The organism is Zoogloea sp., assembly GCF_028693495.1.
Classification (GTDB): Bacteria; Pseudomonadota; Gammaproteobacteria; order Burkholderiales; family Rhodocyclaceae; genus Zoogloea.
In genome coordinates this window covers 1-24,520 of record NZ_JAQUVG010000046.1, presented here as the reverse complement: position 1 = coordinate 24,520, position 24,520 = coordinate 1, and the positions used below count along the sequence as shown (strand labels likewise).

Here is a 24,520-nt window from a genome sequence, read left to right as displayed (position 1 = left end):
GGGGCAGGAACTGATCCCGGCAGCGATCTCGGTGAGCCTGACACCGGCCGATTACGTGGTGACCACTTACCGTGGCATCCATGACCAGCTGGCCAAGGGCATTCCGCTCAAGCCCTTCATGGCCGAATTGTTTGGCCGTGCCACCGGCACCTGCAAGGGCAAGGGCGGGCCGATGCACGTGACCCACGTGGCCTCCGGCCTGCCGGTGACCACCGGCATCGTCGGCGCCGGCCTGCCCATCGCCAATGGCCTGGCCTGGGCCTCCCAGCTGAAGGGCACCGATCAGGTCACGGTGGTGAACTTCGGCGACGGCGCCTCCAATATCGGTGCCTTCCACGAGGCGCTCAACCTGGCCGCGGTGTGGAAGCTGCCGGTGATCTTCGTGTGCCAGAACAACGGCTACGCCGAGCACACCAAATATGAATACGGCACCGGCGCCGCCACCATCGCCGACCGGGGCCTGGCCTACGGCATCCCTGGCGTCGAGGTGGACGGCAACGACGCCGTTGCCATGTGGCAGGCCGCAGCCACCGCCATCGCCCGCGCCCGCGCCGGCGAGGGCCCGACCCTGCTGGAAGCCAACACCTTCCGCTTCCGTGGCCACCTGATGGGCGATGACAGCCATTACATCGCCAAGGAAGAAATGGCCGCTGCCATCGCCGCCGACCCGCTGCCGCGCTTCCGCGCCTGGCTGATCGAGCAGGGCCATGCCACCGATGGCGCGCTTGCCGACATTGAGGCCAGCAACGCTGCCGCCTTTGAAGAGGCCGTCGAATTCGGACTGGCCAGCCCTTATCCCGATGTATCCGAGCTCGACAAGGATGTCGTTGCCGAGGGAGCCCAAGCATGAGCACCGCCGCCCTGAAGAAGATGAATATCGCCCAGGCCATCAACCTGGCCCTCCACGACGCCATGGCCATGGACGAGTCCGTGGTCGTCCTCGGCGAGGACATTGCCGACCGGGAAGGCGGCGGGGTGTTCAAATGCACCGCCGGCCTGTCCACCAAGTTCGGTACCGGCCGGGTCAAGTCCACGCCGATCGCCGAGCAGGCCATCGTGGGCGCCGCCGTGGGGGGAGCCCTGGCCGGCCTGCGCCCGGTGGCAGAGATCATGCTGATGAATTTCACCACCGTGGCGATGGACCAGATCGTGAACCACGCGGCCAAGCTGCGCTTCATGACCGGCGGCCAGACCCACGTGCCGCTGGTGATCCGTACCACCACCGGCGCCGGCTTCGGCACTGGCGGCCAGCACGCCGATTACCTGGAAGCCTGGTTTGCCCACACCGCCGGCCTCAAGGTGGTGGCGCCCGCCACCCCGGCGGACGCCTATGGCCTGATGCTGTCATGCATCTTCGACGACGATCCGTGCATCTTCATCGAGAACCTGCCCCTGTATTTCGTGCCGGGTGAGGCCCCGGTGCAGGGCGAGCGGGTACCCATCGGCAAGGCCAGGGTGGTGCAGGAAGGCAGCGACATCACCCTGATCAGCTACAGCAAGACCCTCCATGAGGTGAGCGCCGTGGCCAAGGGGCTGGCCAAGGAGGGCGTGTCTGCCGAGGTCATCGACCTGCGCACGATTGCTCCCCTCGACATGGACACCATTCTCACCTCGGCCCGCAAGACCGGTCGCGTGGTGGTGGCCCATGAGGCCCAGGTGGATTTCGGCGTCGGTGCCGAGATTTCCGCCCGCCTGCACAAGGAGCTCTTCGGCCAGCTCAAGGCGCCGGTCGCCCGGGTGGGCGCGGCGCGCTCGCCGGTTCCCTTCTCCAAGCCCCTGGAAACCGCTTTCGTGCCGACCCGGGAACGCATCCTGGCGGCGGTCCACGAGACGCTGAAATAAACCTCCCATACCGCACCCTCCTTACAGAAAAGGACACGATCATGACGACTGAAATCATCCTCCCCAAGCTCGGTTTTTCCGTGAATGAAGCCATCCTCACCGAATGGATGATCCCGGACGGCGGCGCCGTCACCAAGGGTCAGCTGCTCTACACCATGGAGAGCGAGAAGTCGGTGCAGGAAGTCGAGGCCCCGGCCGACGGCACCTTGAAGATCCTCAAGGAAGCCGGCGAAACCTACGAGGTTGGCACCGTCATCGGCGAGCTGGTGTGATGAGCACCAAGCCCGAAGCCCCGGCGGCACCGGCCTGGCCGGCCAACCTGCCGCCCATGCCGGTGATGGATTTCGGCCTGTTCGGCGAGGTCGAGACGGTCCCCCTGCCGCGTCACCAGAAGCTGGTAGCGTCCTTCCTGGCCCGTAACTGGGCCCAGATTCCCCACGTTTTCCACCAGGATGAGGCCGAGGTGCCCGGGCTGGATGCTGCCCGCAAGGCTCTGGCGGCCGAATCCGGGGTCAAGGTCACCCAGGTGGCCTTCCTGGTCAAGGCGGCAGTCAAGGCCCTGCAGGCCTTCCCGCGCTTCAACGCCTCCCTCACGCCCAATGGTGATGGGCTGGTGCTGAAGAAGTTCTACCACATCGGGATTGCCGTGGAGACCCCCAACGGCCTGGTCGTTCCGGTGATCCGCGACTGCGATCGCAAGAGCATCCCGGAAATCGCGGCTGAACTGGCCGAGAAGGCCGAGCGGGCCCGCACCAAGGGCCTGCCGATCACCGAGATGTCGGGCGGCTGCTTCACCATCAGTTCCCTGGGCAACCTGGGAGGGACTGGTTTCACCCCCATCATCAATGCGCCCGAACTGGCCATCCTCGGGGTCACCCGCACGGCCGAGCGCCTCAAGCTGGTGAATGGTCAGGTCGTCAGCGTGCCGGTATTGCCCCTGTCCCTCAGCTACGACCACCGGGTGATCAACGGCGCCGATGCGGCCCGCTTCACCCGCTGCATCGCCGACGCGCTGGCCGATCCGGCCGCGTTGGCCTGATCCATCTCCAACCAATAAGGAAAAGAACATGACCACCCAAGTAGAGGCAGGCGAAGTTCTCAAGCGGTTCTCCCTGGAAGGCCGGGTTGCCCTGGTGACCGGCTCCGGCTCGGGTCTGGGGGAGCGCATGGCCCATGTGCTGGCCGCGGCCGGCGCCAAGGTGGCCTGCGTGGCTCGCCGGCTTGAGCGTGTCGAATCCGTCGCTGCAGCAATCCGCGATGGGGGCGGTCAGGCCATGGCCTGCCGCATGGATGTGGGCGACAAGGCCAGCATCGGCCCGGCCCTGGACGCCATCGCCGCCCGTTTCGGTGGGCCGGTGGAGATCCTCGTCAATAATGCGGGCGCCACCGACCCGACCGTGTTCTATCAGATGACCGAGGAGCAATGGACCTCGGTGCTGGACGTGAATCTGTCCGGTCCGTTTTATGCGTCCCAGGTGGTTGCCCAGAGGCTCATCGCGGCGGGCAAGGGCGGTTCGATCATCAACATCGCCTCCATCCTCGGCCATCTGGCGTATCCCAACTTCATCAACTACGGGACCACCAAGGGCGCGCTGCTTCACATGACCCGCTACATGGCCCTGGATCTCCTGCCTCACGGGATTCGTGTCAATGCGATTGCGCCCGGCTACTTCCCCAGCGAGATGACCAATCCCTTCTACGAGTCGGAAGCTGGCAAGAAGGAGATTGACAATCTGCCGGCCAAGCGGCTCGGCCGTCTGGAAGAGCTGGACGGTCCGCTCCTGTTGCTGGCCAGTGAGGCCTCGTCCTACATGAACGGCAGTGTACTGACGGTGGACTATGGACACTCGGTGCGCTTGTCGTAGAATCCGGTCCAGTTTCAGAATCACGACATAAACATAACGGCAACCTCTCCCGGGCATGGGCCCGGGAGAGTTCCGCCCGGGTCGGGGACGCATCGGTGTGAGGCCCATGGGTCCCGGATCTGCGACCAGGCTCATGGTCGACGCATGGTCGAAGGGACACGCACACATGATCAAGGAAAACACGCCGGAATCCCTGCTGGCGGCCGAGGCGCCGCCCGTCCGTCAGCTTGCCCGGCCCAAGCGCGAGGCAAGCCGCTCCAGGGCTGCCGGCGGTACCTGGCAGGCAGAGAAGAGCCAGGCCACCCGTAACCAGATCCTCGAGGCGACCTTGCAGTGCCTTGTGGATCTGGGCTACACCCAGACCACCACCGAGAAAATCGCCCAGAAGGCCGGTGTTTCGCGGGGGGCGATGACCCACCACTTCAAATCCCGGGCCGATGTTTTCGAGGCCGCTGCCGAGTACATCACCGATCTGCGGGCCGCCGAGTACGAGGATGCCTGCCGCCGCATCAAGTTGCCCGAGGGCAACCTGGCCACCTACGAGTCCATGCTCGACACCCTGGTGGTGCTCCAGAAGTATTACTACGGCCGGCCGTCGTTCATCGCCCTGCAGGAGCTCCAGCGCGGCGCCCGTACTGACAAGGATCTGGCCAAGGTCATGCTGCCCCTGGAAAAGGCCCTCGATGAGCGGAAGAATGCCAGCATGCTGAAGCGTTTTCCGTTCTGGGCAGACTATCCCCAGACCGGCGAAGTGTTGCGCGACCTTTTCTTCCACTCCCTCAAGGGGGTGGCGGTCAATCCGACGCCCTACATGCAGGGAGACCGTCTGCAACGCCTGCACCAGCTGCTGGCCTCGATTGCCATGCTGGAGTTCGAGAAGGCCTACGAGACGGCTCACGGGGCCAAGCCCCCGCTGCTGGCAGCGCCGGAGCCCCGGCCCCGGCGGACCCGCAAGCCGGTGGAGAGCTGAGCTGGTAATGAAAAAGGAGCCGAAGGGCTCCTTTTTCATTGGGCTGGAGGCATCCGGTCCACGGGCCTGCCGGATGCGGCAGCGGCGCTTTCAGTAAATCAAATTCCCTGTTGGCCACATCATGATCTTTGCTGTACTATAACAAACAGGATTGATTGTTTTATACCTAACTGAGGCCGATCGATGAAGCTGGATTCCCCCCTGAAACTTGCCTGTCCCGAACTGCTCGATCTGGACGGTGCGGAGCCTGCCCTGATGGGCAGCCGCTGTCGTGCGTGTGGCGAGGTGTATTTCCCGGCCAGCCGCGGCTGCACCCGCTGCTGCGCCACCGATATGGAGGTCTGCTCCCTGGGCAGCCACGGGCACCTGTGGTCGTGGACCCTCCAGGGCTTTCAGCCCAAGGCGCCTTACAACGGCGGCGAGGCGGAGGCGGACTTCCGGCCCTATGGCGTGGGCTATGTGGAGATGCCCTCCGGCGTGAAGGTGGAGGCTCGCCTCACCGTTGCCGATCCGGCCTTGCTGAAGATCGGCATGCCCATGCGCCTGACCCTGCAGGCCTATCGCCAGGTCGCCGGCGAGGAGCCGGTGTACACCTACGCCTTTGCGCCCGTCTGACTCACCGGAGAACCTCATGGATAACGAAGTTGCAATCATCGGCATCGGCCTGCATCCCTTCGGACGCACCGACGGCCTGTCCGGCCAGCAGCAGGGCGCCCACGCGGTACGGGAGGCACTCAAGGATGCGGGCATCGCCTGGAAGGATGTGGGTGTGGCCTATGGCGGCAGTCAGGACGGAGGTAATGCGGATGCCCTCTCCAACCAGCTGGGCTTGACCGGCATTCCTTTCGTGAACGTCGCCAACGGCTGTGCCACGGGCGGTTCGGCCCTGGCCAGCGTGATTGCGGCGATCCAGTCCGGTGTGGCGGAGATCGGTGTGGCGGTGGGCTTTGACAAGCATCCCCGCGGCGCCTTCAATCCGAAGCCAAAGGATTGGGGGCTGGAGGACTGGTACGGGGAGACCGGCCTGATGCTGACCACCCAGTTCTTCGCCCTCAAGACCCAGCGCTATCTTCACGAACACGGGATCCCTGAGGAGGCTCTGGTGCAGATTGCCCAGCGGGCCTTCCGCAACGGCGCCCTGACGCCCCATGCCTGGCGCCGCAAGGAACTGTCCTACGAGGAGATCGCCGAGTCCATGCCGGTGAACCTGCCCCTGCGCAAGTTCATGTTCTGCAACCCGGCCGAAGGGGGCGCTGCGGTGGTTCTGTGCAGCGCCAGGCATGCCCGCAAGTACACCGCCAATCCGGTGATCGTGAAGGCCGCGGTGATGCGGACCCGCCACCACGGCTCCTTTGAAGTCTTCAATCCGGGCCTGGCCGCCCAGCAGTCCCCGGCACCGACGGTGATGGCCTCCCGGGCCGCCTTCGAGCTCGCCGGCGTCGGGCCAAAAGACATCGACGTGATCCAGATCCAGGATACGGACAGTGGCTCTGAACTGATCCACATGGCCGAGAACGGCTTCTGCGAACACGGCGAGCAGGCCCTCCTGCTCAAGAACGGTGAAACCGACATCGGCGGCCGCCTGCCCATCAATACCGATGGAGGCTGCCTGGCCAACGGGGAGCCGGTGGGTGCCTCCGGCCTGCGCCAGGTCATCGAGATCTGTACCCAGCTGCGGGGACAGGCCGGCCTGCGCCAGGTGCCCGGTACGCCCCGCCTCGGTTACACCCACGTTTACGGCGCCCCCGGCGTCAGTGCCGTGACCATCCTCCAGGCCAGCTGAGATCAGCCTGATATTCACATACAAGAAACGGACGGAGACAAAACCATGAACAAGCCTTCAGAAAAATTCGAAATCCTGCCCCAGGAGCAGGGCGGCGATCCCCAGGTGTTTCAGGAGCTGCTGAAACAGGAAACCGTGCCGGTGCCCGACTACCTGGCCCAGAGCTATCCTGGTTTCGGCGACGCGGACCTGGCAACGGCACGCTATGCCTCCCCGGATTTCCACCGCCTGGAAGCCGAGAAGATGTGGCCGAAGACCTGGCAGTTCGTCGGTCGCGAGGAGCAGATTCCCAAGTCCGGCGACCACCTGGTGTACGACATCGTCGGTCACTCCATCATCGTGATGCGCGGTGACGACGGGGTCATCCGCGGCTTCCACAACTCCTGCCTGCACCGCGGTCGCGCCCTGCGCATGGGCGGCGGCACCGTCGGCCAGCTCAAGTGTCCCTACCACGGCTTCACCTGGGACCTGAAGGGCAAGCTCGCCAGCATTCCCTGCACCTGGGACTTCAAGCATCTGGAAGGTCGCAACAACGATCTGCCCGAGGTGCGGGTGGAAAGCTGGCTGGGCTTCGTGTTCATCAACATGGACGAGAACGCCACCCCCCTGATCGACTACCTGGATGCCCTGCCCAGCCACTTCCGCGACTACGCCTTCGAGCGCTCGGTCATCGTCGCTCACGTCCAGCGCCGGGTGGAAGCCAACTGGAAGGTGGCCCAGGAAGCTTTCATGGAGTCCATGCACGCCCACGTGACCCATCCCCAGCTGCTCACCTTCACGGCGGACTGCGACAGTCAGTACGACATGTACGGCGACAACATCAGCCGCAGTGTCACGCCGATGGCAGTGCCCAGCAGCCACACCCGGGGTGTTCCCGAGCCCCTGGTGCTGCACGACATCCTGGAAGAGTCCGGCCGCATGGCTGACTCCAACGGTGACGCCCACACCCTGCCGGAAGGCCAGACCACCCGCCAGTACATCGGCGAGCTGAACCGCCGCATCTTCGGCGAAGCCTCCGGCCGCGATCTGTCCCACGCGACCCTCGCCGAGCTGCAGGACGCCATCCTGTACTCCATTTTCCCGAATACCCAGATCTGGTCCGGTTACTGCGGCAACATCGTGTACCGGGTGATCCCCGATGGCGACAATCACGAGAGCTGCCTGTTCGACGTGATGCTGCTGTGGCGCCACAAGGAAGGCGAAGTCCCGCCCCCGCCGGCCCGTTTCAACCGCCTGCCCGACGACCAGCCCTTCTCGGCTGCTGCCGAGCTGGGTGCCCTCGGTCCGGTGTTCGACCAGGACATGCGCAACCTGGGGGCCATGACCAAGGGCCTGCGGGCGTCCAAGAAGGGCGCCGTCAGCCTGGCCAGCTACCAGGAAAGCCGCATCCGTCACCACCATGAGACCCTGGACAAATACCTGGGTCTGGGAGAGGGCAAGTGAATTCCCCCCTGGCCACCCTCAACACCCAGTGGCGGCTGATCGCCCGCCCGGCGGGCGAGGTGGGGCGGGAGCACTTCCAGGTGACCCGTCCGCCCTTGCCCGAGCCCGGGCTGGGGGAGGTCCGGGTCCGCAACCTGTACCTGCTGATTCCGCCGTCCATGCGCCTGTGGATGAACGAGAAGGAAACCTATTTTCCGCCCCAGCCCCTCGGCGAGGTGATGGCCGGCATTACCCTCGGGGTGGTCGAGTCGTCGCAGGATCCCTCCCTGGTCCCCGGTGATTACGTGAACGGCCTGGGGGGCTGCCAGGAATGGTTCGTCGCCCCCGCCGCCCAGCTCCAGAAGATCAGCCCCCGTCCGGGGGTTCCCCTGGCGGCCTATCGCTCGGTGCTGGATGTACAGGGCCTGACCGCCTGGTGCGGCCTCACCGAGATCGGCCGGCCCCAGGCCGGGGAGACCCTGGTGGTCACTGCCGCTGCCGGCAGCGTCGGCTCCCTGGTCTGCCAGATCGGCAAGCGGCTCGGGCTGCGGGTCATCGGCATCGCCGGTGGCGCCGAGAAGTGCGCCTGGCTGCGGGACGAGTGCGGTGTGGACGGCGTCATCGACTACCGTCATGACGACGTGGCCGCCCGCCTGGACGCGCTGTGCCCGGAGGGCATCGACATCGTTTATGAGAACGTGGGCGGTCCGGTGATGGACATGCTCATCGAGCGCCTGCGCTTCAAGGGCCGGGTGGTCCTGTGCGGGCTGGTGTCCAGCTACAACGGCGGGGTCACCCAGAACACCGGCTCCCTGATGACGCTGGTCAACAAGGCCGCACGGATGGAGGGTTTTCTGGTCAGCGAGTACCTGCATCGTTACCAGGAGGTGGTGGGCACCCTGCAGGAATGGGTGGCCGATGGCAGCCTGAAATACCAGATCGAAGTGCTGGAGGGCCTGGATTCCGTGGTAGACGCCATCGGACGCGTGTTCCGTGGTCAGAACCGGGGCGTCCAGCTGGTTAAGATTTCCGACGAGGGGCAACGATGACCCAGGAATTGAGGGCCCGGGCCGAGCGCCTGCGCCAGGAAGTGCGTGATTTTTACGCTCATGTGATGCCCGCCGACCTGCGGGACAAGTCTCACCGCCATCAGGTGCTGTCGAAGGAGGATTACGTCCGCTGGATGCGTCTGCTCGATCAGCAGGGCTGGTCGGTGGCCCACTGGCCGGCCGAGTACGGCGGCAAGGGTTGGTCGCCCCTCGAGCGCTTCGCCTTCGAGGACGAGCTGGCCCGTCTGGGCTGTCCGTGGGTGATCCCCTTTGGCGTCAAGTACGTGGGACCGGTGATCTACGCTTTCGGCAGCGAGGCCCAGAAGCAGCGCTTCCTGCCCGGCATCAAGACCACCGAGGAGTTCTGGGCCCAGGGCTATTCCGAGCCGGGCGCCGGTTCCGACCTGGCGGGCCTGCGCACCACCGCGCTGCGCGAAGGCGATCACTACGTGGTGAATGGCCAGAAGGTGTGGACCACCTATGCCCAGTGGGCGGACTGGCTGTTCTGCCTGGTCCGCACCGACCGCGACGACAAGCCCCAGAGTGGCATTTCCTTCCTGCTCATCGACATGAACAGCCCCGGCGTGAAGGTCGTGCCGATCCGCACCATGGACGGCTACGCCCACGTCAATGAGGTGTGGCTGGAGGATGTGAAGGTCCCCGCCGAGAACCTCATCGGCGAGGAAGGCAAGGGCTGGACTTATGCCAAGTTCCTGCTCAAGAACGAGCGTACCGCCGGCGCCATCGTGGGCTGGGCCTGGCACGTGCTGGACCGCCTCAAGAAGCACGCCCGGGAAACGCGGGTGGACGGGGCCGCCCTGATCGAGCAGCCCCTGCTGCGCAACCGCATCGGTGAGTACGAACTGCGCTTCCTGGCCCTGGAGCTTGCCGCCTACCAGGCGGTGGCGGCCATGGCCGACGGTAGCGAGAACGGTGGCGAAGCTTCCCTGATCAAGATCCGTGGCACCGAGTTGTACCAGGAAGTGATGGAGACCCTGGTGGAGTCCCTGGGAGCGGCGGGTGTCGCTTTCGATGGGGAAGCCCTCCACCGTGCTGGGCTGCCTCCCCTGGGGCCCGACGACACGGGCGGCATTCTCAAGGATCATTTCTACAACCGCGCTGCGACCATCTTCGGTGGCTCGTCGGAGATTCAGCGCAATATCGTTGCAAAGGCGGTACTGGGGCTATGAGTACGGATCTCGAAACCATCGCCATGCTGCGCGACAGCGCAGCCCGTTATGCGGAAGACAATTACAGCTTCCACCAGCGCTGGAGTGTGCTGGAACAGCCTTCCGGCTACAGCCCCCAGGCCTGGAGCGATTTTGCCGAATTCGGCTTCCTGGCCCTGCGTCTCCCCGAAGAGGAGGGCGGCCTGGATGGGGATGCGGTGGCGGTCGGCGCAATCATGGAAATCGTCGGTGCCCGCCTGCTGATGGAGCCTTTGCTGGCCAGTGCCGTGGTGGGTACCGGGCTGCTCCTGCGGCAGGGCTCGGCGGAACAGAAGGCCACCCTGCTGCCCGCGCTGGCGGACGGCTCCCTGGTGCTGGCCCTGGCCGACGAGGATGCACCGGGCCAGGCCTGTGTCTTCGACGGTCGTCATCTGACCGGCGGCAAGCTGGGTGTCCTCCATGGGGATGTGGCCGGCAAGCTGCTGGTGTCGGCCCGGGATACGGCCGGTGAGACGGTGGTCGTGCTGGTGGACGCCGAGGCCCCGGGGGTCAGCCGCAAGGCCTATCGGCTGGTGGACGGCCGCGGTGCCGCCCTCATCGCATTCGAGGGTGTGCAGGCGGAATGCCTCCAGCCCGAGTCTGGCCACAGCGCTGCCGAGTCCCTGGCAGCGATCCGTGACGAGGCGACGGTTGCCCTCTGTGCCGAAAGCCTGGGTATCGTGCGCAACCTGGTAACGATCACCACCGAGTATCTCAAGGTGCGCAAGCAATTCGGCCGGACCATCGGCAGCAACCAGGCCCTCCAGCACCGGATGGTGGACTGCTTCATGCTGCAGGAGGAGATCCGCGCCCTGGTGGCCGCCGCCCAGCAGGCCCTGGCAGGCCCCGCCGAGGAGCGCACCCGCATTGTCAGCGGCGCCCGGGCCTACATCGCCCATGCCGCCCGCAAGGTGTGCAACGAGGCGATCCAGATGCACGGGGGCCTGGGTGTCACCGACGAGCTGGACGTGAGCCACTACTTCCGCCGCCTGATGGTGAACGCCGCCCTGTTCGGCAGTCGTGATGCCCACTTTGCACGCTTCACCGACGCAACCCTGGCCGTTGCCAGCCCCCACTGAGGAGAGCCCCATGCGCAAGGATGTGAGCGGCTGGCAGGTTCGCCTCGACGAGACCCTGATCCAGCGGTACAGCGCCAGCGGTGACTGGCCCAACAAGACCCTGGCTGATTTTGCCTACGCCCTGGCCGAACGGGATCCCCAGCGGGTGACCCATGTGTTCGGCGAGGAGCGCTGTACGGTGAGCCAGCTGATTGCCGAAGCCGAGCATCTGGCCGCCGGCCTGCGGCAGCGCGGACTGGTGGCCGGCGATGTGGTCAGCTTCCAGCTGCCCAACTGGCGGGAAGCGGTGGTCATCGACCTGGCGACCACCATGCTCGGTCTGGTGGTGGCGCCCATCGTGCCCATCTACCGGGACGCGGAAGTGGCCTTCATGCTTGCCGATGCAGGGGTCAAGGCGGCCTTCTTCCCCGGGGACTACCGGGGCTTCGATTACACGGCGATGATGCACCGTCTGGCTCCGGATCTGCCGCTCCTGCGTCACTGCTTTAGCGTCCGCGCCGGCGCCGGGGCGGGCAGCTATGAAGCGCTGGTGGGCGAGGGTCTGCCCCTCGCGGAGCGCCCCCGGGTGGACCCGAACGCGGTCAAGATGATCCTGTATACCTCCGGCACCACCGGGCGTCCGAAGGGTGTGCTGCATACCCACAATACCGGGCCCCTGCGCCTCCGGCGCGCCTTCGAGCGCTGGTCCCGCGGGTCCGGGGTGCCCGGCTTCGCCAATGTGCTGCTGATGGCCTCGCCGGTCACCCATGTGACCGGGCAGAGCGGCATGGAGATTCCCTTCTGCAGCGACACCCGGACCGTGTTCATGGAGCGCTGGAGCGCCGCCGAGGCGCTCGACCTGATTGACGCCGAGAAGGTGACGGCCAGCGTTGGCGCCACCCCCTTCCTGCATGAGCTGCTGAGCGCGGCCGAACAGGCCGGGCGTCGGCTGCCCAGCCTGCAGGTGTTTGCCTGCGGGGGCGCTGAGGTACCGCCGGCCCTGATCGGCAAGGCCTACGAGGTGCTCGAGCAGTGCCGGGCCTTTCGGGTGTATGGTTCCAGCGAGGTTCCCCTGACCACTCTGGGTTTCTCCGGGGAGGACGAGGTGGAGCTGGCTGCCACCACCGACGGGCAGATTGCCGACTACGAGGTCCGCGTGGCGGACGACGAGGGTCACCCCCTCTCCATCGGCCAGGAAGGCGAGATCTGCGTCCGCGGTCCGGCGATGTTCCTCGGCTACGGTGATCCGCAGGCCACGGCCGCCAGTTTCGACGCCGACGGTTTCTTCGCCACCGGTGATCTGGGGCGTCTGACCGCGGAAGGTGCGATCGTCATCACCGGGCGCAAGAAGGACCTGATCAACCGGGGCGGCGAGAAGGTCAGTGCCAAGGAGGTGGAAGACATCCTCCACCGTATGCCGGCCATCAAGGAGGCGGCGGTGGTCTCGATGCCTCATGCGCGTCTGGGGGAAACCCTGTGCGCCTACGTGATTCTCCAGCCCGGGGTTCCAGCGCTGGACCTGGACGGTGTGCTGGCCTTTGTAGCCGCCACGGGCGTGGCCAAACAGAAGTATCCGGAATGCCTGATGGTGGTGGAGGACTTCCCCCGCACCGCCTCCGGCAAGATCCGCAAGGACCGCCTGCGGGCCGACATCCGTGAGCGCCTGCAGGCTCCGGCCTGAGGCCTGCCACAATAACAACGAGGAGACCTGAACCATGAGTACCCCCCTTTCCGTTCGCATCGCCCGCAAGGCGGTGGAAGCCACCGACATCGTCTCCCTCGAGCTGGCGCCCCTGGAGGGGGCAACCCTGCCCCCCTTCAGCGCCGGCTCCCACATCGACGTCGAGGTGAAGCCTGGCGTGATCCGCCAGTATTCCCTGTGCAACGATCCCACCGAGTCTCACCGCTACCTGATCGGTGTGCTCCGGGACCCCGCGTCCCGGGGTGGCTCCGTTGCCGTGCATGACCTGCTCCAGGAGGGGCAGGTGCTGCGCATCAGCGCCCCCCGCAACCACTTTGCGCTGGTGCCGGCCAAGCGTTCGATCCTCTTTGCCGGGGGCATCGGGGTAACACCCATCCTGTGCATGGCCGAACGCCTGGCCCAGTCCGGCGCCGACTTCGAGATGCACTACTGCGCCCGCGCCGCTGACCGGGCTGCCTTCGTCGCACGGATCCAGGCATCGTCCTTTGCCGGGCGGGTGCATTTCCATTTCGATGACGGCCCTGCCGAGCAGAAACTCGACCTGGCCGCTGTCCTGGACGCGGCCGGCGCGGACGCCCACCTGTACGTGTGCGGCCCCGGTGGTTTCATCGATTTCGTGACCCAGGGGGCAGCAGCCCGCCAGTGGAGCAGTGACCGGGTGCACTTCGAGTACTTTGCCGGCCAGAAGGTGGATACCTCCGCCGACGGCACCTTTGAGGTCAAGCTGGCCAGCAGCGGCAAGTGCGTCAGCGTGCCGCCGAGCCAGACCGTGGTGGCCGCCTTGCGCCAGGCCGGGGTGGAGATCGAGGTGTCCTGCGAGCAGGGGGTTTGCGGTACCTGCCTGACCCGGGTGCTGGAGGGAGAGGTGGACCACCGGGACAACTACCTGACCGACGAGGAGAAGGCCGCCAACGACCAGTTCCTCCCGTGCTGTTCGCGGGCCAGGGGCACGCTGCTGGTGCTGGATCTGTAGCCGTCCGGGGCGGCCTGCGCCCCCGCTTTTCACGGGTCGGCCGGATCTCCGGCCGCCTGCCTTGCCGCCGGTTCGCCATGTCCACTCCTGCCGCCTATCTTTCCGTGATCGTCCTGTGGTCTACCACGCCGCTGGCGATCAACTGGAGCCTGCCTGGGGGCGGCTTTGCCTTCTCCCTGTTCGCCCGCATGGTGGTAGGGCTGGTGTGCGCACTGGGCGTGCTGCACTTCACTGGAGCCGGCTTTCCCCTGCGCCGGGGGGTGTGGCCGGCTTACCTGATTGGTGGGCTTAGCCTCTTCGGCACCATGCTGTGCACCTACTGGGGCGCGCAGTTCATCCACTCCGGGCTGATTTCCGTGCTCTTCGGCCTGTCGCCCCTGGTCACCAGCGTGATGGCGGCCGTCTGGCTGGGGGAGCAGGCCCTCACCCCCCTGCGCCTCGCCGGCATGGCCCTGGCGGTGGTCGGCCTGGCCGTGGTGTTTGGCCACGGCGCCGACCTGGGCGGGCCCGATGCCCCCATCGGCCTGGCTGCCGTGCTGCTGGCGGTGTTGATCAATGCGGCCGGCCTGGTGGGCGTCAAGCGGGTGGGAGGCAACACCCCGCCCCTGGCCCTGACTGCCGGGGTGATGCTGGTGTCGCTACCTCTCTTCGGCCTGGCCTGGCTGGCCACCGGAGCGGCGGTGCCGGCCAGCCTGCCCTTGCGCAGCCTGGCCGCCATCGTTTATCTGGGGGTGTTCGGGTCGGTGCTGGGCTTTGCCCTTTATTACTACCTGATGAAGCGCCTGTCGGCGGCCTCCCTGGCCCTGACCCTGGTCATCACACCGATGTTCGCCCTGCTGCTCGGCGGGCTGTTCAACAACGAGACCCTGCCGCCCCAGGCCTGGCTGGGGGCGGCAGCGATCTGCCTGGGTCTCCTGATCCACCAGCGCGGCGACGCCTGGAGGGCGGCATCCCCATGACCATGGAAACCCTGGATCCCCGCCCGGTGGCCCTGCTCACCGGTGTCGGGCCCGGCACCGGCACCGCCCTGGTGCGGCGCTTTGTGGCGGGTGGCTACCGGGTGGCCATGCTGGCCCGCGATGCCGGCCGCCTCGCAGCTCTGGCCGCCGAACTGCCCGACGCCCAGGCCTATGTCTGTGACGTGGCCGACAACGCTGCTATCGACGCCACCCTGGCCCGGGTGCGGGCCGAGCTGGGAGCCCCCGCGGTGCTCATCCACAACGCCGTGGCCGGCGGCCGGGGCCACTTCATGGACATGGACCCGGCTCTGCTGGAGCGGGGCTTCCAGGTCAACGTGATGGCCCTGCTGCACCTCGCCCGAGCCTTGGCGCCCGACATGATCGCCGCCGGGCAGGGCGCCATTGTGGTCACCGGCAACACCTCGTCCCAGCGTGGCCGCGCCGCCTTTGCCGGCCTGGCCCCCACCAAGGCCGCCCAGCGCATCCTGTGCGAGGCCATGGCCCGTGATCTGGGGCCCCAGGGTGTGCACGTGGCCTACGTGGTGATCGACGCCGTCATCGACGTGCCCTGGACCCGTCAGCGCTTCGCCGACCAGCCCGACAGTTTCTTCATGCAAACCTCCGCCATCGCCGACGAGGTCTGGCACCTGGTCCACCAGCAGCGGAGCGCGTGGAGCTTCCTGCACGAACTGCGGCCGTTTGGCGAAACCTGGTGAGCCTTTGCTGTGGGTCGAATGAATTCGACCCACAGGGCGTGCGGGCACCTCATGGCGGGGAGCGCTGCCGGTGACTTGAAGCTTGCATGAGCGCCAATGTATTGTCCGGCCCATGAACTCAAAGGAAAACCCCCGTCTCGGTAAGCTCTTGCGCTACGCCGGGGAACTGGATGAGGCAGCCCGGGCCCTGGAGCAGGAAGGTTTCTCGGCCCGCATTGCGGCAGCCAAGCTCAGGCTGGCGGCCGGGGAGAGGCGCGATGACGCAGCCCGCTGATCCGGCGCGCAACTGGTTCGATCAGGGCGCGGGGGCGTATGCCCGCTTCCGGCCCGAGTACCCGCCGCAACTGGCTGCCTTGTTGGCGGCCGCGGCGCCCGGCAGGGGGCTTGCCGTCGATGTGGGGTGTGGCAACGGGCAACTGACCCGGCTCCTCGCCGGGCATTTCGATGCGGTGGTGGGCCTGGACCCCAGCGCGGACCAGATCGCCAACGCGCGCCCGGAGCCGCGTATCCGCTACCAGTGCGCCCCCGCCGAACGCCTGCCGCTGGCGGATGGCACGGCGCACCTGATCACTGCCGCCCAGGCGGCCCACTGGTTCGATCTGCCCGCCTTCTACCGGGAGACCAGGCGGATTGCCGCGCCCGGCGGCGTGCTGGCGCTGATCAGCTATGGGGTCGTGCACCTCGAGCCGGCCCTCGATGAACGCTTCCAGCGTTTCTACCGGGACGAGATCGGACCGTACTGGCCACCCGGGCGCCAACTGGTCGATTCCGGCTACGCCAGCATCGACTTTCCCTTCGAGGAATGGGACGCGCCGCTACTGGAGATCCGGCTGCACTGGAACCTGTCCGGGTTCCTGGGCTACCTGCAGACCTGGTCAGCGGTCCGGCATGCCCGGGAGGCGGGGAGGGAGGCGCTGCTGTGCTTTGCCGATGATCTTGCGACACTCTGGGGCGACGCCAGCACCTGCCGCCCGCTTGCCTGGCCCATCAACATGCGGATTGGAAGAACATGAAATTTCGACCCCGCGGGAGAGCCCGGGAGGCCTGAAGTGTTCCGGCCCTACAGGGTGATGTCGCGGACGGGAGCGTGGCCGTCGAAGTCGGCGGCGGCCTGGCGGACGAAGGTGTAGAAGCCGGTCAGCGTGTCGGTGGCTTCGTAGAGTTCGATCATGTGCCCGCAGGCTGCGACGGTGTCGATCATGGCGAAGGCGAAGCCGTCGTTCATCTCGGCGTAGAGGGCGGTGGTGAAGCCCTGGGCTTCGTAGCGGGCGATGGCGGCGGGGAGCGTGTCCACGAACAGGGCGGTGTGGTGGATGCCCTGGCGGCCGCTGCCTTCCGGGTACATGTCGTGGAAGGCGGAGGGGCCGGGGTTGTTCTGCTGGACGAACTCGACCATCACCTCGCCCCACTGGCCGTAGGCCGAGCTGTGGTCGAGCTCGGCGCTGCGGCCCCGGTGGAGCACCTTGCGCAGGGGAATGTGGCTGGCGACGAAGAAGGGACCGGAGCCGAAGAGGGCGGCGTGCTGGGTGGCAGCGGCCCGTACGTCGGGGACGAAGTAGGCGATCTGGCGTACGGGCATGGTCATGTTCAGCGGCCTTGGTAGGTGGCGGGACGCTTCTCGAGGAAGGCGTTGACGGCTTCCTGGAAGTCTGCGGTGGCGGCGCAGGTACCGAAGCCCTGGCGCTCTGCTTCGAGCTGGCTGGCGAAGTCCCGTTCGAAGGAGCGGCGCATGAGCTGCTTGAGCACGCCCTGGGCAACGGGGGCGCCCTGGGCGAGGCGCTGGGCGAGTTTGTCCGTTTCGTCGCGCAGGTGATCGGCCGGTACCACCCGGTTCACCAGGCCCAGGCGCTGGGCCTCGGTGGCGTCGATGGGGTCGGACAGCAGGGCGATCTCCAGGGCCTTGTGCAGGCCGACGCTGCGCGGCAGGCTCCAGGAGGCGCCCACGTCGCAGCAGGTGCCGAGATTGACGTAGGCGAAGTTGAAGCGGGTGCTGTCGGCGGCAACGATCAGGTCACAGGCCAGGGCCATGCTCATGCCGGCGCCTGCCACCGGGCCCTGAATGCTGGCGATCACCGGGGCACGCAGGCCGGCGAAGATCGTCATGGCCTCGTTGAGGGGGGTGATGATGGTGTCGGGCACCGAGGTGGGGTCATCACGGAACTGGCTGATGTCCCCGCCTGCCATGAAGGAGCGCCCTTCACCGCTGAGGATGACGACCCGCAGGGCCGGATCGTCCTTGAGGCGGCGGGCGGCGTCGCGCAAGGCTTCGGCGGTGGCCACATTGATGGCGTTGAGGACCTTGGGGCGGTTGAAGTGGATGCGGTGAATGCCGCCTTCGCGGGTTTCGACGATGGGGGTGTCGCTCATGGTGCTCTCTCCGGGACGCTTTTGTCGGGTTGGATTACATGGGGAGCTGGGGGCCGGCGGTGACGGTGACGCCACCGTCCACCACCAGGCCGTGGCCGGTGATGAAGGCGGCATCGTCGCTGGCCAGCAGCAGGGCGGCCCGGGCGATGTCTTCCGGGCGGCCAAGGCGCTTGACGGCGGCGGCCTGTTCCCACTGGGTGCGCACTTCCGGCACCGCGAACAGGCCAGCGGTCATGCTGGTCTCGATGGCGCCGGGCAGCAGGTAGTTGGCGGTGATGCCGTAGCGGCCGACTTCCTTGGCGAGGGTTTTGGTCAGGCCGGCCACCGCATGCTTGGAGGCGGAGTAGGCGCCGCAGCTGTGGTCGCTGAAATGGCCGAGGATGGAGGCGGTATTGAGGATGCGTCCGTGGCCGGTGGTCCGGGCCCGCTCGATCATGACCGGAATGGCTTCCCGGCAGGTGCGCATCACTGCATGCACATTGATCTCGAAGGTGCGCAGCCAGTCTGCCTCGGGCATCTGTGCCACCGGGGAGACCGGCACGATGCCGGCGTTGTTGAACAGGATGTCCAGCCCGCCAAAGCGCTCGACGGCGGTGCTGACCATGCGCCTGGGTGCATCGGCGTCGGTCACGTCGAGGGCCAGGGTGACGACGGCCGGGTGGCCCCCGTGGACCTGTCCGAGGGCCGAGGAGGGCAGGTCCACGGCGACCACGGAGGCGCCTTCGGCGGTGAACAGGTCTACCGTGGCCCGGCCGATGCCGGAGGCGGCGCCGGTGATGATGGCGACGCGGCCCTGAAGTCTGGAGGTGGTTGGCATGGGGTGTCTCGCTCCCGTGGTGGATGGGGTTTATGAAACCGGATGGGTTGTTTGTCTTTCAGGCTGCCTTGAAGCGCTGGTAGATCTTTTCCATGACGCCCTGGTGGTCGCCGTCGCGGATCGGGTCCCAGGCGGCCAGGTTGACGGTGCGCAACCAGGCCCGTTCCAGGTGGCCGTCGTGGACGTCCACTTCGATCATGTTGATGCAGGCCGGATCCTGTTCAAAGGCCTTCATGGCGGCGATGCCGACACCGGCGGCGTGGGTCAGCAGGACCCGGTTCACCCCGTCGTGGGCCACGACCAGGGCGGTGGCCCAGTCGTTGCGGGCCAGCAGGTCATTCCAGCCCGCGATCACCCGGGTGGCCAGCTCGCTCCAGCGCTCGCCGCGGATGAAGGCGCCGTCCGGATCGGTGCAGGTTTCGTAGGCGTAACCGATTTCCCGCTCCTGGTGTTCGGCAGGCACCTCCCGCAGGCGCCCGGCACGGACTTCCTTGAGGCGAGGCTCTTCGGCCAGGGCCAGGGGGCGCTCGCCCAGCACGATGCGGGCGGTTTCGAGGGTGCGGGTCAGGCCCGAGCAGAGGGCGAGGTCGAAGCGCACGTCCTTGAGCAGGTGGGCAGCGGCGGCGGCCTGTTCGCGGCCGCGGGGGGTGAGGGGAACGGTGCGGGGATCCAGGGGGGTTCCGTCAGCGGCAAAGTAGCTGACTTCGGCATGGCGCATCAGGTAGATGCGGCGGCGGCAGCGGGTGCCGGGAAGGGAAGGCATGGGGAATGCTCCGTGGGGCCCGGAGGGCCGTAGCCCTGCGGGTGCCTGCCGGCCGTCCCGGTGGAGGAGGGTCACCGGGACGGCGGAGGAAAGGCTTAGTTGTAGCTGTAGAAGCCCTGGCCGCTCTTGCGGCCCAGGTAGCCGGCGTCCACCATTTCCTTGAGCAGGGGGGCGGGGCGGTACTTGGGATCATTGAAGCCGGCGTAGAACACTTCCATCACCGACAGCATGGTGTCCAGGCCGATCAGGTCGGCCAGGGCCAGGGGGCCGATGGGGTGGTTGCAGCCCAGCTTCATGCCTTCGTCGATGTCGGCGGCGGTGGCGAGGCCTTCCTGCAGCGCGAAGATGGCCTCGTTGATCATCGGACACAGAATGCGGTTCACCGCAAAGCCCGGGCTGTTCTTGGCAACGATGGGGCTCTTGCCGATGCTCGTGGCAAAGGCCTGGACGGAGGCCAGGGTCTCATCGGAGGTCTGCAGGCCGCGGATCAGCTCCACCAGGGCCATCAGCGGCACCGGGTTGAAGAAGTGCATGCCGATGAAGCGGGCCGGGCTGGAGACGGAGGCGGCCAGCTTGGTGATGGAGATCGACGAGGTGTTGGTGGCGATCACGGTGGTGGCCGGCACAATCGCGTCGATTTCCTTCAGGATGCGCAGCTTGAGGCCTTCGTTCTCGGTGGCGGCCTCGATCACCAGGTCGGCGCCGGCCAGGTCGGCGTAAGCGGTGGTGCCCTTGATGCGGGCGAGGGCGGCGTCCTTGTCGGCGGCGCTCAGCTTTTCTTTCTTGACCAGGCGGTCCAGGCTGCCGGAGACGGTCTTGATGCCCCGTTCGACGGCTTCGGTGGAGATGTCCACCATGATCACGTTCACGCCGGCGACGGCGCAGACCTGGGCGATGCCGTTACCCATGGTGCCGGCGCCGATGACGCCTACGGTTTGAATTGCCATTGCTGTTACTCCTAGCTGCGTTGATTTTTTCAAGTGCTGTTTCAAACGCGTTCGAAAATGGCGGCGATCCCCTGCCCGCCTCCGATGCACATGGTCACCAGGGCATAACGGCCCCCCGTGCGGTGGAGCTCGTAGATGGCCTTGGTGGTGATGATGGCTCCGGTCGCACCCACCGGATGCCCGAGGGAGATCCCCGAGCCGTTGGGGTTGACCTTGGCCGGATCCAACCCCAGCTCCCGGGTCACCGCGCAGGCCTGGGCAGCGAACGCCTCGTTGGACTCGATCACGTCCAGGTCGGCAATGGTGAGGCCGGTGCGTTCCAGCACCAGACGGGTGGCGGGGATCGGGCCGATGCCCATGTACAGCGGTTCGACGCCGGCATGAGCATACCCGACAAGGCGGGCCAATGGCTTGAGACCCAGCGCTGCAGCCCGTTTCCCCTCGGCCAGCACCACCGCGGCGGCGCCGTCGTTGAGGCCGGAGGCGTTGCCGGGGGTCACGCTGCCATCCTTCTGGAAGACGGCCTTCATCTTGCCGAGGGCTTCCAGGGTCACGTCCCCGCGCACGTGCTCGTCCGTGTCGAACACGCTGGTGCCTTTGCGGGTCTTGATTTCCACGCCGATGATCTGTTCCTTGAAGCGCCCTTCGGCGATGGCCCGGGCGGCGCGCTGCTGGCTTTCCAGGGCAACCGCATCCTGCATTTCCCGGGTGATGCCGTAGCGTGCAGCCACGTTTTCTGCAGTGATGCCCATGTGCACCTTCTGCCAGGGGTCGTGCAGGATGCCGTTCATGTAGTCCAGCACCGGCGCGTCACCCATCCGGGCGCCCCAGCGCAGGGTGGGAATGATGTAGGGGCCGCGGCTCATGGATTCGGCACCGCCGCCGATGGCAATGTCCGTGTCCCCCAGCAAAATGGATTGGGCCGCGGAAATGATCGCCTGCAGGCCGGAACCACACAGGCGGTTCACATTGAAGGCCGGCGTCTCCTGGGGAATGCCGGAGTCCATGGCAGCTACCCGGCTCAGGTAGGCGTCACGGGGTTCGGTGGGTACCACGTTGCCCATCACCACATGGCCGACGGACTGAGGCTCGACGCCCGAGCGGGCGAGGGCGGCGCTGACGGCGGTGGTGCCGAGCTGGGTCAGGGGAATGTCCTTGAGGCTGCCGCCATAAGTGCCAATAGCCGTGCGGGCAGCACCGACCACGTAGATTTCGCGCTGAGTCATGTTTTTTTCCTGTCTCCGGTGGGTGGGGGCCGTTTCCCGCCTGGAGGCCGGAACGGCACCGGGCGATAGTATCAAACAAACAGTCTTGATGGTTTGTTATTTATGGGTCTCATGGGTTCCGGGAGGGTCTGGCTGTGGCTCAATTCCTTGTCTGGCAAGGGATTGAGCAGGCGTTTGGGTTGCCGGACGATCCGCAGGGGAACTGCCGGATGGAAAAAAATTGCAGTCCGGGGCTTGGCAAGGAGGATTTTTATTCGTAACATTAAAAACGAACAAGACGGTTTGTTTTGTTCGGAAGGTGTGTCTCCCTGCTCGCAAGCGTGATCCTCTCCCTAGACGCTTGTGCTGCATTTTCCCAGGTCGCCCCAGCAAAGTGGGCGACCTGGACTTTTCTCCCCGGAGAAGGGTGCCACCGGATCACACCCCACGGGAGCGACATAGAACAGAAAAGAGCCTTTCGATGCCCCTGATCATCGGAATTGCAACAGAGACCTTGCCCGGCGAGCGGCGTTTGCCTGTGGTGCCGGATGTGGTCAAGAAATACCAGGGCCTTGGTGTCCGTTTCCTGATCCAGAAAGGGGCCGGCCGCCAGGCCCATTACCGGGATGACAGCTTTGACGATGTGGACTTCGTGGACACTGCGGAAGCGGTATTCTCCCGTTCCGATGTCGTGCTGTGCGTCCAGGCGCCGCCTGCCGAACATCTTCAGCTGATGAAGCCAGGCAGTGTGCTGGTTGGGCTTCTCCAGCCCTGGAGCAGCGCCGAGCGTGCCCGTCTGCTGGCTGAAAAACAGATCACTGCTTTTGCCATGGAGCTGCTGCCGCGGATTTCCCGGGCTCAGAGCATGGATGTGCTGTCCAGCCAGGCTGCGGTGACCGGTTACGAGTGTGCGTTGATCGCCGCCGATCACTCTCCCCGTTTCTTTCCGATGCTCACCTACGCTGCCGGTACCATCCGTCCGGCCAAGGTGCTGGTGATCGGCGCCGGGGTGGCAGGCTTGCAGGCCATTGCCACGGCGAAACGGATTGGCGCGATGGTCGAAGCCTACGACGTGCGTCCCGAGACCCGCGAGCAGATTGAATCCCTCGGCGCCAAGTTCGTGGATACCGGTGTGTCTGCTGCTGGCAGCGGCGGTTATGCCCGGGAGCTGACCGCGGATGAAAAGGCCAAGCAGGCCGAGCGTCTCGCCAAGGCGGTGGCTCAATGTGATGCCCTCATCACCACCGCAGCGATTCCTGGCAAGAAAGCGCCGGTGATCATCACCGCCGACATGGTGGCGCGGATGAAGCCCGGTTCGGTGGTGGTGGACATGGCTGCCGAAACGGGGGGCAACGTGGAAGGTACCGTGGCCGGCGAGAAGACCTGGGTCGGCGATGTGCTCCTCGTTGGTCCTACCCATATCGCCAGCCGCATGCCGGCCCATGCTTCCGAGATGCTGGCCAAGAACCTCCTCAATTTCACCACGCCCTTCCTGAAGGAGGGTGCTCTGGCCCTGGATTGGGAAGACGAAGTGATTGCCGGTACCTGCCTGACCCACGGTGGTCAGGTGAAGCACGCCGGCGTGCGCCAGGCCCTCGGCCTCTGACCCCCTGGAGAAGAAAAATGGAAGGTCTGGTTTATCTCTACATCTTCATGCTGGCCGGTTTTACCGGCTATGAGGTGATTTCCCGGGTGCCGGTGATCCTGCACACGCCGCTCATGTCCGGTTCCAACTTCGTTCACGGGGTGGTGCTGGTGGGCGGGATGGTTGCCCTGGGTTCGGCCGATCCGGCCGATCCGCTGCAGCTGGCCATCGGTTTTGCAGCGGTGTTGCTGGGCGCGGCCAACGCGGCCGGCGGTTATGTGGTGACCGAACGCATGCTCGCCATGTTCAAGGGCAAGAAGGGAGGCCAGCAATGAATGCAGCATTTTCCGTCCAGGGCCTGATCCATGCCGCCTACTTTGGTGTGGCGGTGGTCTTCATCCTGGGCCTGAAGGCGATGAGCTCCCCGGTCACGGCCCGTCGTGGCGTGGTGTGGGCCGGCTACGCGATGATTGTCGCGACCCTGGTGACCTTTGCCTGGCCTGGCATGCAGAACTTTGGTCTGATGGTGCTGGCGATTGCCCTGGGTACGGTCGTGGCCTGGATTTCCGGGAAGAAGGTGGCGATGACCGACATGCCCCAGATGGTCGCCATCTATAACGGCATGGGGGGCGGCGCCGCAGCGGCCATCGCCGCGCTCGAGTTTGCGCGTGGTGAGGTGCATGGTCCGGTGGTCACGACCCTGGCGGTGCTGGGGGCGCTGATCGGTGCGGTGGCCTTCTCCGGTTCCTGCGTGGCGTTTGCCAAGCTGCAGGGCATCATGAAGAAGGCCTGGCGCCTGCCCGCCCAGAATGGCGTGAATGTGCTGCTGGCACTGGCTGCCGTCGCCCTGGGGGTGATGATCATCAGCGCGGAGCAGCCCGACCCCCTGCACGTGATCGCCTTTTTCGGGCTGGCCCTGCTGCTGGGGGTGATCCTCACCGTCCCCATCGGCGGTGCCGACATGCCGGTGGTGATTTCCCTGCTCAATGCCTTTACCGGTCTGGCTGTGGGCATGGAGGGCTATGTGCTGGGCAATCCGGCGCTGATCGTGGCCGGCATCGTGGTCGGCGCTTCCGGCACCCTGCTGACCCAGCTGATGGCCAAGGCCATGAACCGGCCCATTTCCAACGTCATCTTCACCCCGATCTCCGGTGCGGCCGGCGGTGGCGAGGCCGTGGAGGGGGAGCAGAAGGAAGTGGGGGCGATGGATGCTGCCGCCCTGATGCGCTACGCCAGCAAGGTCATCGTCGTGCCGGGTTACGGGATGGCGGTGGCGGGCGCCCAGCACA

The 24,520-nt window shown here is 66.2% G+C and carries 27 protein-coding genes; 21 read left to right on the top strand and 6 right to left on the bottom strand.

Annotation, left to right across the window (positions count from 1 at the left end):
* The 18 genes from PHD22_RS09350 to PHD22_RS09265 all read left to right on the top strand — a co-directional run.
* On the top strand, window positions 1–850 hold an 850-nt coding region (locus PHD22_RS09350), incomplete at its 5' end, for a thiamine pyrophosphate-dependent dehydrogenase E1 component subunit alpha (RefSeq protein ID WP_299865492.1).
* Complete coding sequence (locus PHD22_RS09345) at window positions 847–1,842, top strand: pyruvate dehydrogenase complex E1 component subunit beta (RefSeq protein WP_299865489.1); 996 nt, start codon at window positions 847–849, stop codon at window positions 1,840–1,842. The genes PHD22_RS09350 and PHD22_RS09345, both read left to right, overlap by 4 nt.
* A gap of 41 nt (window positions 1,843–1,883) precedes the next feature.
* Window positions 1,884–2,114, top strand: coding sequence for a lipoyl domain-containing protein (locus PHD22_RS09340; protein ID WP_299865486.1), 231 nt, complete (start codon window positions 1,884–1,886; stop codon window positions 2,112–2,114).
* Window positions 2,114–2,881 (top strand): 2-oxo acid dehydrogenase subunit E2, encoded by a 768-nt coding sequence (locus tag PHD22_RS09335; protein ID WP_299865483.1) that lies wholly within the window; start codon window positions 2,114–2,116, stop codon window positions 2,879–2,881. The genes PHD22_RS09340 and PHD22_RS09335 overlap by 1 nt, the downstream gene beginning before the upstream one ends.
* Before the next feature lie 28 nt (window positions 2,882–2,909).
* A complete protein-coding gene (locus tag PHD22_RS09330) occupies window positions 2,910–3,707 on the top strand; it encodes an SDR family NAD(P)-dependent oxidoreductase (RefSeq protein ID WP_299865480.1) in 798 nt (265 codons plus the stop codon).
* A gap of 166 nt (window positions 3,708–3,873) precedes the next feature.
* Complete coding sequence (locus tag PHD22_RS09325) at window positions 3,874–4,677, top strand: TetR/AcrR family transcriptional regulator (RefSeq protein ID WP_299865477.1); 804 nt, start codon at window positions 3,874–3,876, stop codon at window positions 4,675–4,677.
* Between the two features lie 183 nt (window positions 4,678–4,860).
* A complete protein-coding gene (locus PHD22_RS09320; RefSeq protein WP_299865474.1) occupies window positions 4,861–5,292 on the top strand; it encodes an OB-fold domain-containing protein in 432 nt (143 codons plus the stop codon).
* A 16-nt stretch (window positions 5,293–5,308) separates the two neighbouring features.
* Window positions 5,309–6,460: a thiolase family protein gene (locus PHD22_RS09315; protein WP_299865471.1), complete on the top strand. Its 1,152-nt coding sequence runs from the start codon at window positions 5,309–5,311 to the stop codon at window positions 6,458–6,460.
* Window positions 6,461–6,505: 45 nt separating this feature from the next.
* The gene (locus PHD22_RS09310; protein ID WP_299865469.1) at window positions 6,506–7,903 is read left to right on the top strand and encodes an aromatic ring-hydroxylating dioxygenase subunit alpha; all 1,398 of its coding nucleotides are present in this window, start codon (window positions 6,506–6,508) and stop codon (window positions 7,901–7,903) included.
* Window positions 7,900–8,931 carry an NADP-dependent oxidoreductase gene (locus PHD22_RS09305; protein WP_299865467.1) on the top strand — a complete coding sequence of 344 codons (1,032 nt, stop codon included), beginning with the start codon at window positions 7,900–7,902 and terminating at the stop codon, window positions 8,929–8,931. Before PHD22_RS09310 ends, PHD22_RS09305 begins: the two co-directional genes overlap by 4 nt.
* A complete protein-coding gene (locus PHD22_RS09300; RefSeq protein WP_299865465.1) occupies window positions 8,928–10,121 on the top strand; it encodes an acyl-CoA dehydrogenase family protein in 1,194 nt (397 codons plus the stop codon). The genes PHD22_RS09305 and PHD22_RS09300 overlap by 4 nt, the downstream gene beginning before the upstream one ends.
* Window positions 10,118–11,218, top strand: coding sequence for an acyl-CoA dehydrogenase family protein (locus tag PHD22_RS09295; RefSeq protein ID WP_299865463.1), 1,101 nt, complete (start codon window positions 10,118–10,120; stop codon window positions 11,216–11,218). Before PHD22_RS09300 ends, PHD22_RS09295 begins: the two co-directional genes overlap by 4 nt.
* Window positions 11,219–11,228: 10 nt before the next feature.
* On the top strand, window positions 11,229–12,878 hold the full coding sequence (locus PHD22_RS09290; RefSeq protein WP_299865460.1) for an AMP-binding protein: 1,650 nt from the start codon (window positions 11,229–11,231) through the stop codon (window positions 12,876–12,878).
* A 34-nt stretch (window positions 12,879–12,912) separates the two neighbouring features.
* Complete coding sequence (locus tag PHD22_RS09285; protein WP_299865457.1) at window positions 12,913–13,872, top strand: PDR/VanB family oxidoreductase; 960 nt, start codon at window positions 12,913–12,915, stop codon at window positions 13,870–13,872.
* A gap of 77 nt (window positions 13,873–13,949) precedes the next feature.
* On the top strand, window positions 13,950–14,831 hold the full coding sequence (locus PHD22_RS09280) for a DMT family transporter (RefSeq protein WP_299865454.1): 882 nt from the start codon (window positions 13,950–13,952) through the stop codon (window positions 14,829–14,831).
* Complete coding sequence (locus PHD22_RS09275) at window positions 14,828–15,547, top strand: SDR family NAD(P)-dependent oxidoreductase (protein WP_299865451.1); 720 nt, start codon at window positions 14,828–14,830, stop codon at window positions 15,545–15,547. Before PHD22_RS09280 ends, PHD22_RS09275 begins: the two co-directional genes overlap by 4 nt.
* 112 nt (window positions 15,548–15,659) lie before the next feature.
* Complete coding sequence (locus PHD22_RS09270; RefSeq protein WP_299865448.1) at window positions 15,660–15,821, top strand: hypothetical protein; 162 nt, start codon at window positions 15,660–15,662, stop codon at window positions 15,819–15,821.
* Complete coding sequence (locus PHD22_RS09265) at window positions 15,805–16,560, top strand: class I SAM-dependent methyltransferase (protein WP_299865445.1); 756 nt, start codon at window positions 15,805–15,807, stop codon at window positions 16,558–16,560. The genes PHD22_RS09270 and PHD22_RS09265 overlap by 17 nt, the downstream gene beginning before the upstream one ends.
* A gap of 47 nt (window positions 16,561–16,607) precedes the next feature.
* Here the strand turns inward: PHD22_RS09265 and PHD22_RS09260 are convergent, their stop codons facing one another.
* The 6 genes from PHD22_RS09260 to PHD22_RS09235 form a co-directional block, all read right to left on the bottom strand.
* Window positions 16,608–17,132 (bottom strand): VOC family protein, encoded by a 525-nt coding sequence (locus tag PHD22_RS09260; protein ID WP_299865442.1) that lies wholly within the window; start codon window positions 17,130–17,132, stop codon window positions 16,608–16,610.
* Window positions 17,133–17,134: 2 nt separating this feature from the next.
* Complete coding sequence (locus PHD22_RS09255) at window positions 17,135–17,914, bottom strand: enoyl-CoA hydratase (protein ID WP_299865439.1); 780 nt, start codon at window positions 17,912–17,914, stop codon at window positions 17,135–17,137.
* 34 nt (window positions 17,915–17,948) lie between these two features.
* Window positions 17,949–18,731 (bottom strand): SDR family NAD(P)-dependent oxidoreductase, encoded by a 783-nt coding sequence (locus PHD22_RS09250; protein ID WP_299865437.1) that lies wholly within the window; start codon window positions 18,729–18,731, stop codon window positions 17,949–17,951.
* A 58-nt stretch (window positions 18,732–18,789) separates the two neighbouring features.
* Window positions 18,790–19,494 (bottom strand): histidine phosphatase family protein, encoded by a 705-nt coding sequence (locus PHD22_RS09245; RefSeq protein WP_299865435.1) that lies wholly within the window; start codon window positions 19,492–19,494, stop codon window positions 18,790–18,792.
* A gap of 95 nt (window positions 19,495–19,589) precedes the next feature.
* The gene (locus PHD22_RS09240; protein WP_299865433.1) at window positions 19,590–20,441 is read right to left on the bottom strand and encodes a 3-hydroxybutyryl-CoA dehydrogenase; all 852 of its coding nucleotides are present in this window, start codon (window positions 20,439–20,441) and stop codon (window positions 19,590–19,592) included.
* Window positions 20,442–20,482: 41 nt separating this feature from the next.
* Window positions 20,483–21,667: an acetyl-CoA C-acyltransferase family protein gene (locus tag PHD22_RS09235; protein ID WP_299865430.1), complete on the bottom strand. Its 1,185-nt coding sequence runs from the start codon at window positions 21,665–21,667 to the stop codon at window positions 20,483–20,485.
* A 460-nt stretch (window positions 21,668–22,127) separates the two neighbouring features.
* Between PHD22_RS09235 and PHD22_RS09230 the strand changes: the two genes are divergently transcribed.
* From PHD22_RS09230 to PHD22_RS09220, 3 genes are all read left to right on the top strand, one after another.
* A complete protein-coding gene (locus PHD22_RS09230; protein ID WP_299865427.1) occupies window positions 22,128–23,252 on the top strand; it encodes an NAD(P) transhydrogenase subunit alpha in 1,125 nt (374 codons plus the stop codon).
* A gap of 17 nt (window positions 23,253–23,269) precedes the next feature.
* On the top strand, window positions 23,270–23,566 hold the full coding sequence (locus PHD22_RS09225) for an NAD(P) transhydrogenase subunit alpha (protein WP_299865424.1): 297 nt from the start codon (window positions 23,270–23,272) through the stop codon (window positions 23,564–23,566).
* A partial coding sequence (locus tag PHD22_RS09220; RefSeq protein WP_299865421.1) for an NAD(P)(+) transhydrogenase (Re/Si-specific) subunit beta occupies window positions 23,563–24,520 on the top strand: 958 nt, incomplete at its 3' end. The genes PHD22_RS09225 and PHD22_RS09220, both read left to right, overlap by 4 nt.

Bases quoted from the DNA above. Each gene is read 5' to 3' on its own strand.
- PHD22_RS09345 (WP_299865489.1), top strand. From the start codon at position 847: ATGAGCACCGCCGCCCTGAAGAAGATGAATATCGCCCAGGCCATCAAC.
- PHD22_RS09340 (WP_299865486.1), top strand. From the start codon at position 1,884: ATGACGACTGAAATCATCCTCCCCAAGCTCGGTTTTTCCGTGAATGAA.
- PHD22_RS09335 (WP_299865483.1), top strand. From the start codon at position 2,114: ATGAGCACCAAGCCCGAAGCCCCGGCGGCACCGGCCTGGCCGGCCAAC.
- PHD22_RS09330 (WP_299865480.1), top strand. From the start codon at position 2,910: ATGACCACCCAAGTAGAGGCAGGCGAAGTTCTCAAGCGGTTCTCCCTG.
- PHD22_RS09325 (WP_299865477.1), top strand. From the start codon at position 3,874: ATGATCAAGGAAAACACGCCGGAATCCCTGCTGGCGGCCGAGGCGCCG.
- PHD22_RS09320 (WP_299865474.1), top strand. From the start codon at position 4,861: ATGAAGCTGGATTCCCCCCTGAAACTTGCCTGTCCCGAACTGCTCGAT.
- PHD22_RS09315 (WP_299865471.1), top strand. From the start codon at position 5,309: ATGGATAACGAAGTTGCAATCATCGGCATCGGCCTGCATCCCTTCGGA.
- PHD22_RS09310 (WP_299865469.1), top strand. From the start codon at position 6,506: ATGAACAAGCCTTCAGAAAAATTCGAAATCCTGCCCCAGGAGCAGGGC.
- PHD22_RS09300 (WP_299865465.1), top strand. From the start codon at position 8,928: ATGACCCAGGAATTGAGGGCCCGGGCCGAGCGCCTGCGCCAGGAAGTG.
- PHD22_RS09295 (WP_299865463.1), top strand. From the start codon at position 10,118: ATGAGTACGGATCTCGAAACCATCGCCATGCTGCGCGACAGCGCAGCC.
- PHD22_RS09290 (WP_299865460.1), top strand. From the start codon at position 11,229: ATGCGCAAGGATGTGAGCGGCTGGCAGGTTCGCCTCGACGAGACCCTG.
- PHD22_RS09285 (WP_299865457.1), top strand. From the start codon at position 12,913: ATGAGTACCCCCCTTTCCGTTCGCATCGCCCGCAAGGCGGTGGAAGCC.
- PHD22_RS09280 (WP_299865454.1), top strand. From the start codon at position 13,950: ATGTCCACTCCTGCCGCCTATCTTTCCGTGATCGTCCTGTGGTCTACC.
- PHD22_RS09275 (WP_299865451.1), top strand. From the start codon at position 14,828: ATGACCATGGAAACCCTGGATCCCCGCCCGGTGGCCCTGCTCACCGGT.
- PHD22_RS09270 (WP_299865448.1), top strand. From the start codon at position 15,660: ATGAACTCAAAGGAAAACCCCCGTCTCGGTAAGCTCTTGCGCTACGCC.
- PHD22_RS09265 (WP_299865445.1), top strand. From the start codon at position 15,805: ATGACGCAGCCCGCTGATCCGGCGCGCAACTGGTTCGATCAGGGCGCG.
- PHD22_RS09260 (WP_299865442.1), bottom strand. From the start codon at position 17,132: ATGACCATGCCCGTACGCCAGATCGCCTACTTCGTCCCCGACGTACGG.
- PHD22_RS09255 (WP_299865439.1), bottom strand. From the start codon at position 17,914: ATGAGCGACACCCCCATCGTCGAAACCCGCGAAGGCGGCATTCACCGC.
- PHD22_RS09250 (WP_299865437.1), bottom strand. From the start codon at position 18,731: ATGCCAACCACCTCCAGACTTCAGGGCCGCGTCGCCATCATCACCGGC.
- PHD22_RS09245 (WP_299865435.1), bottom strand. From the start codon at position 19,494: ATGCCTTCCCTTCCCGGCACCCGCTGCCGCCGCCGCATCTACCTGATG.
- PHD22_RS09240 (WP_299865433.1), bottom strand. From the start codon at position 20,441: ATGGCAATTCAAACCGTAGGCGTCATCGGCGCCGGCACCATGGGTAAC.
- PHD22_RS09235 (WP_299865430.1), bottom strand. From the start codon at position 21,667: ATGACTCAGCGCGAAATCTACGTGGTCGGTGCTGCCCGCACGGCTATT.
- PHD22_RS09230 (WP_299865427.1), top strand. From the start codon at position 22,128: ATGCCCCTGATCATCGGAATTGCAACAGAGACCTTGCCCGGCGAGCGG.
- PHD22_RS09225 (WP_299865424.1), top strand. From the start codon at position 23,270: ATGGAAGGTCTGGTTTATCTCTACATCTTCATGCTGGCCGGTTTTACC.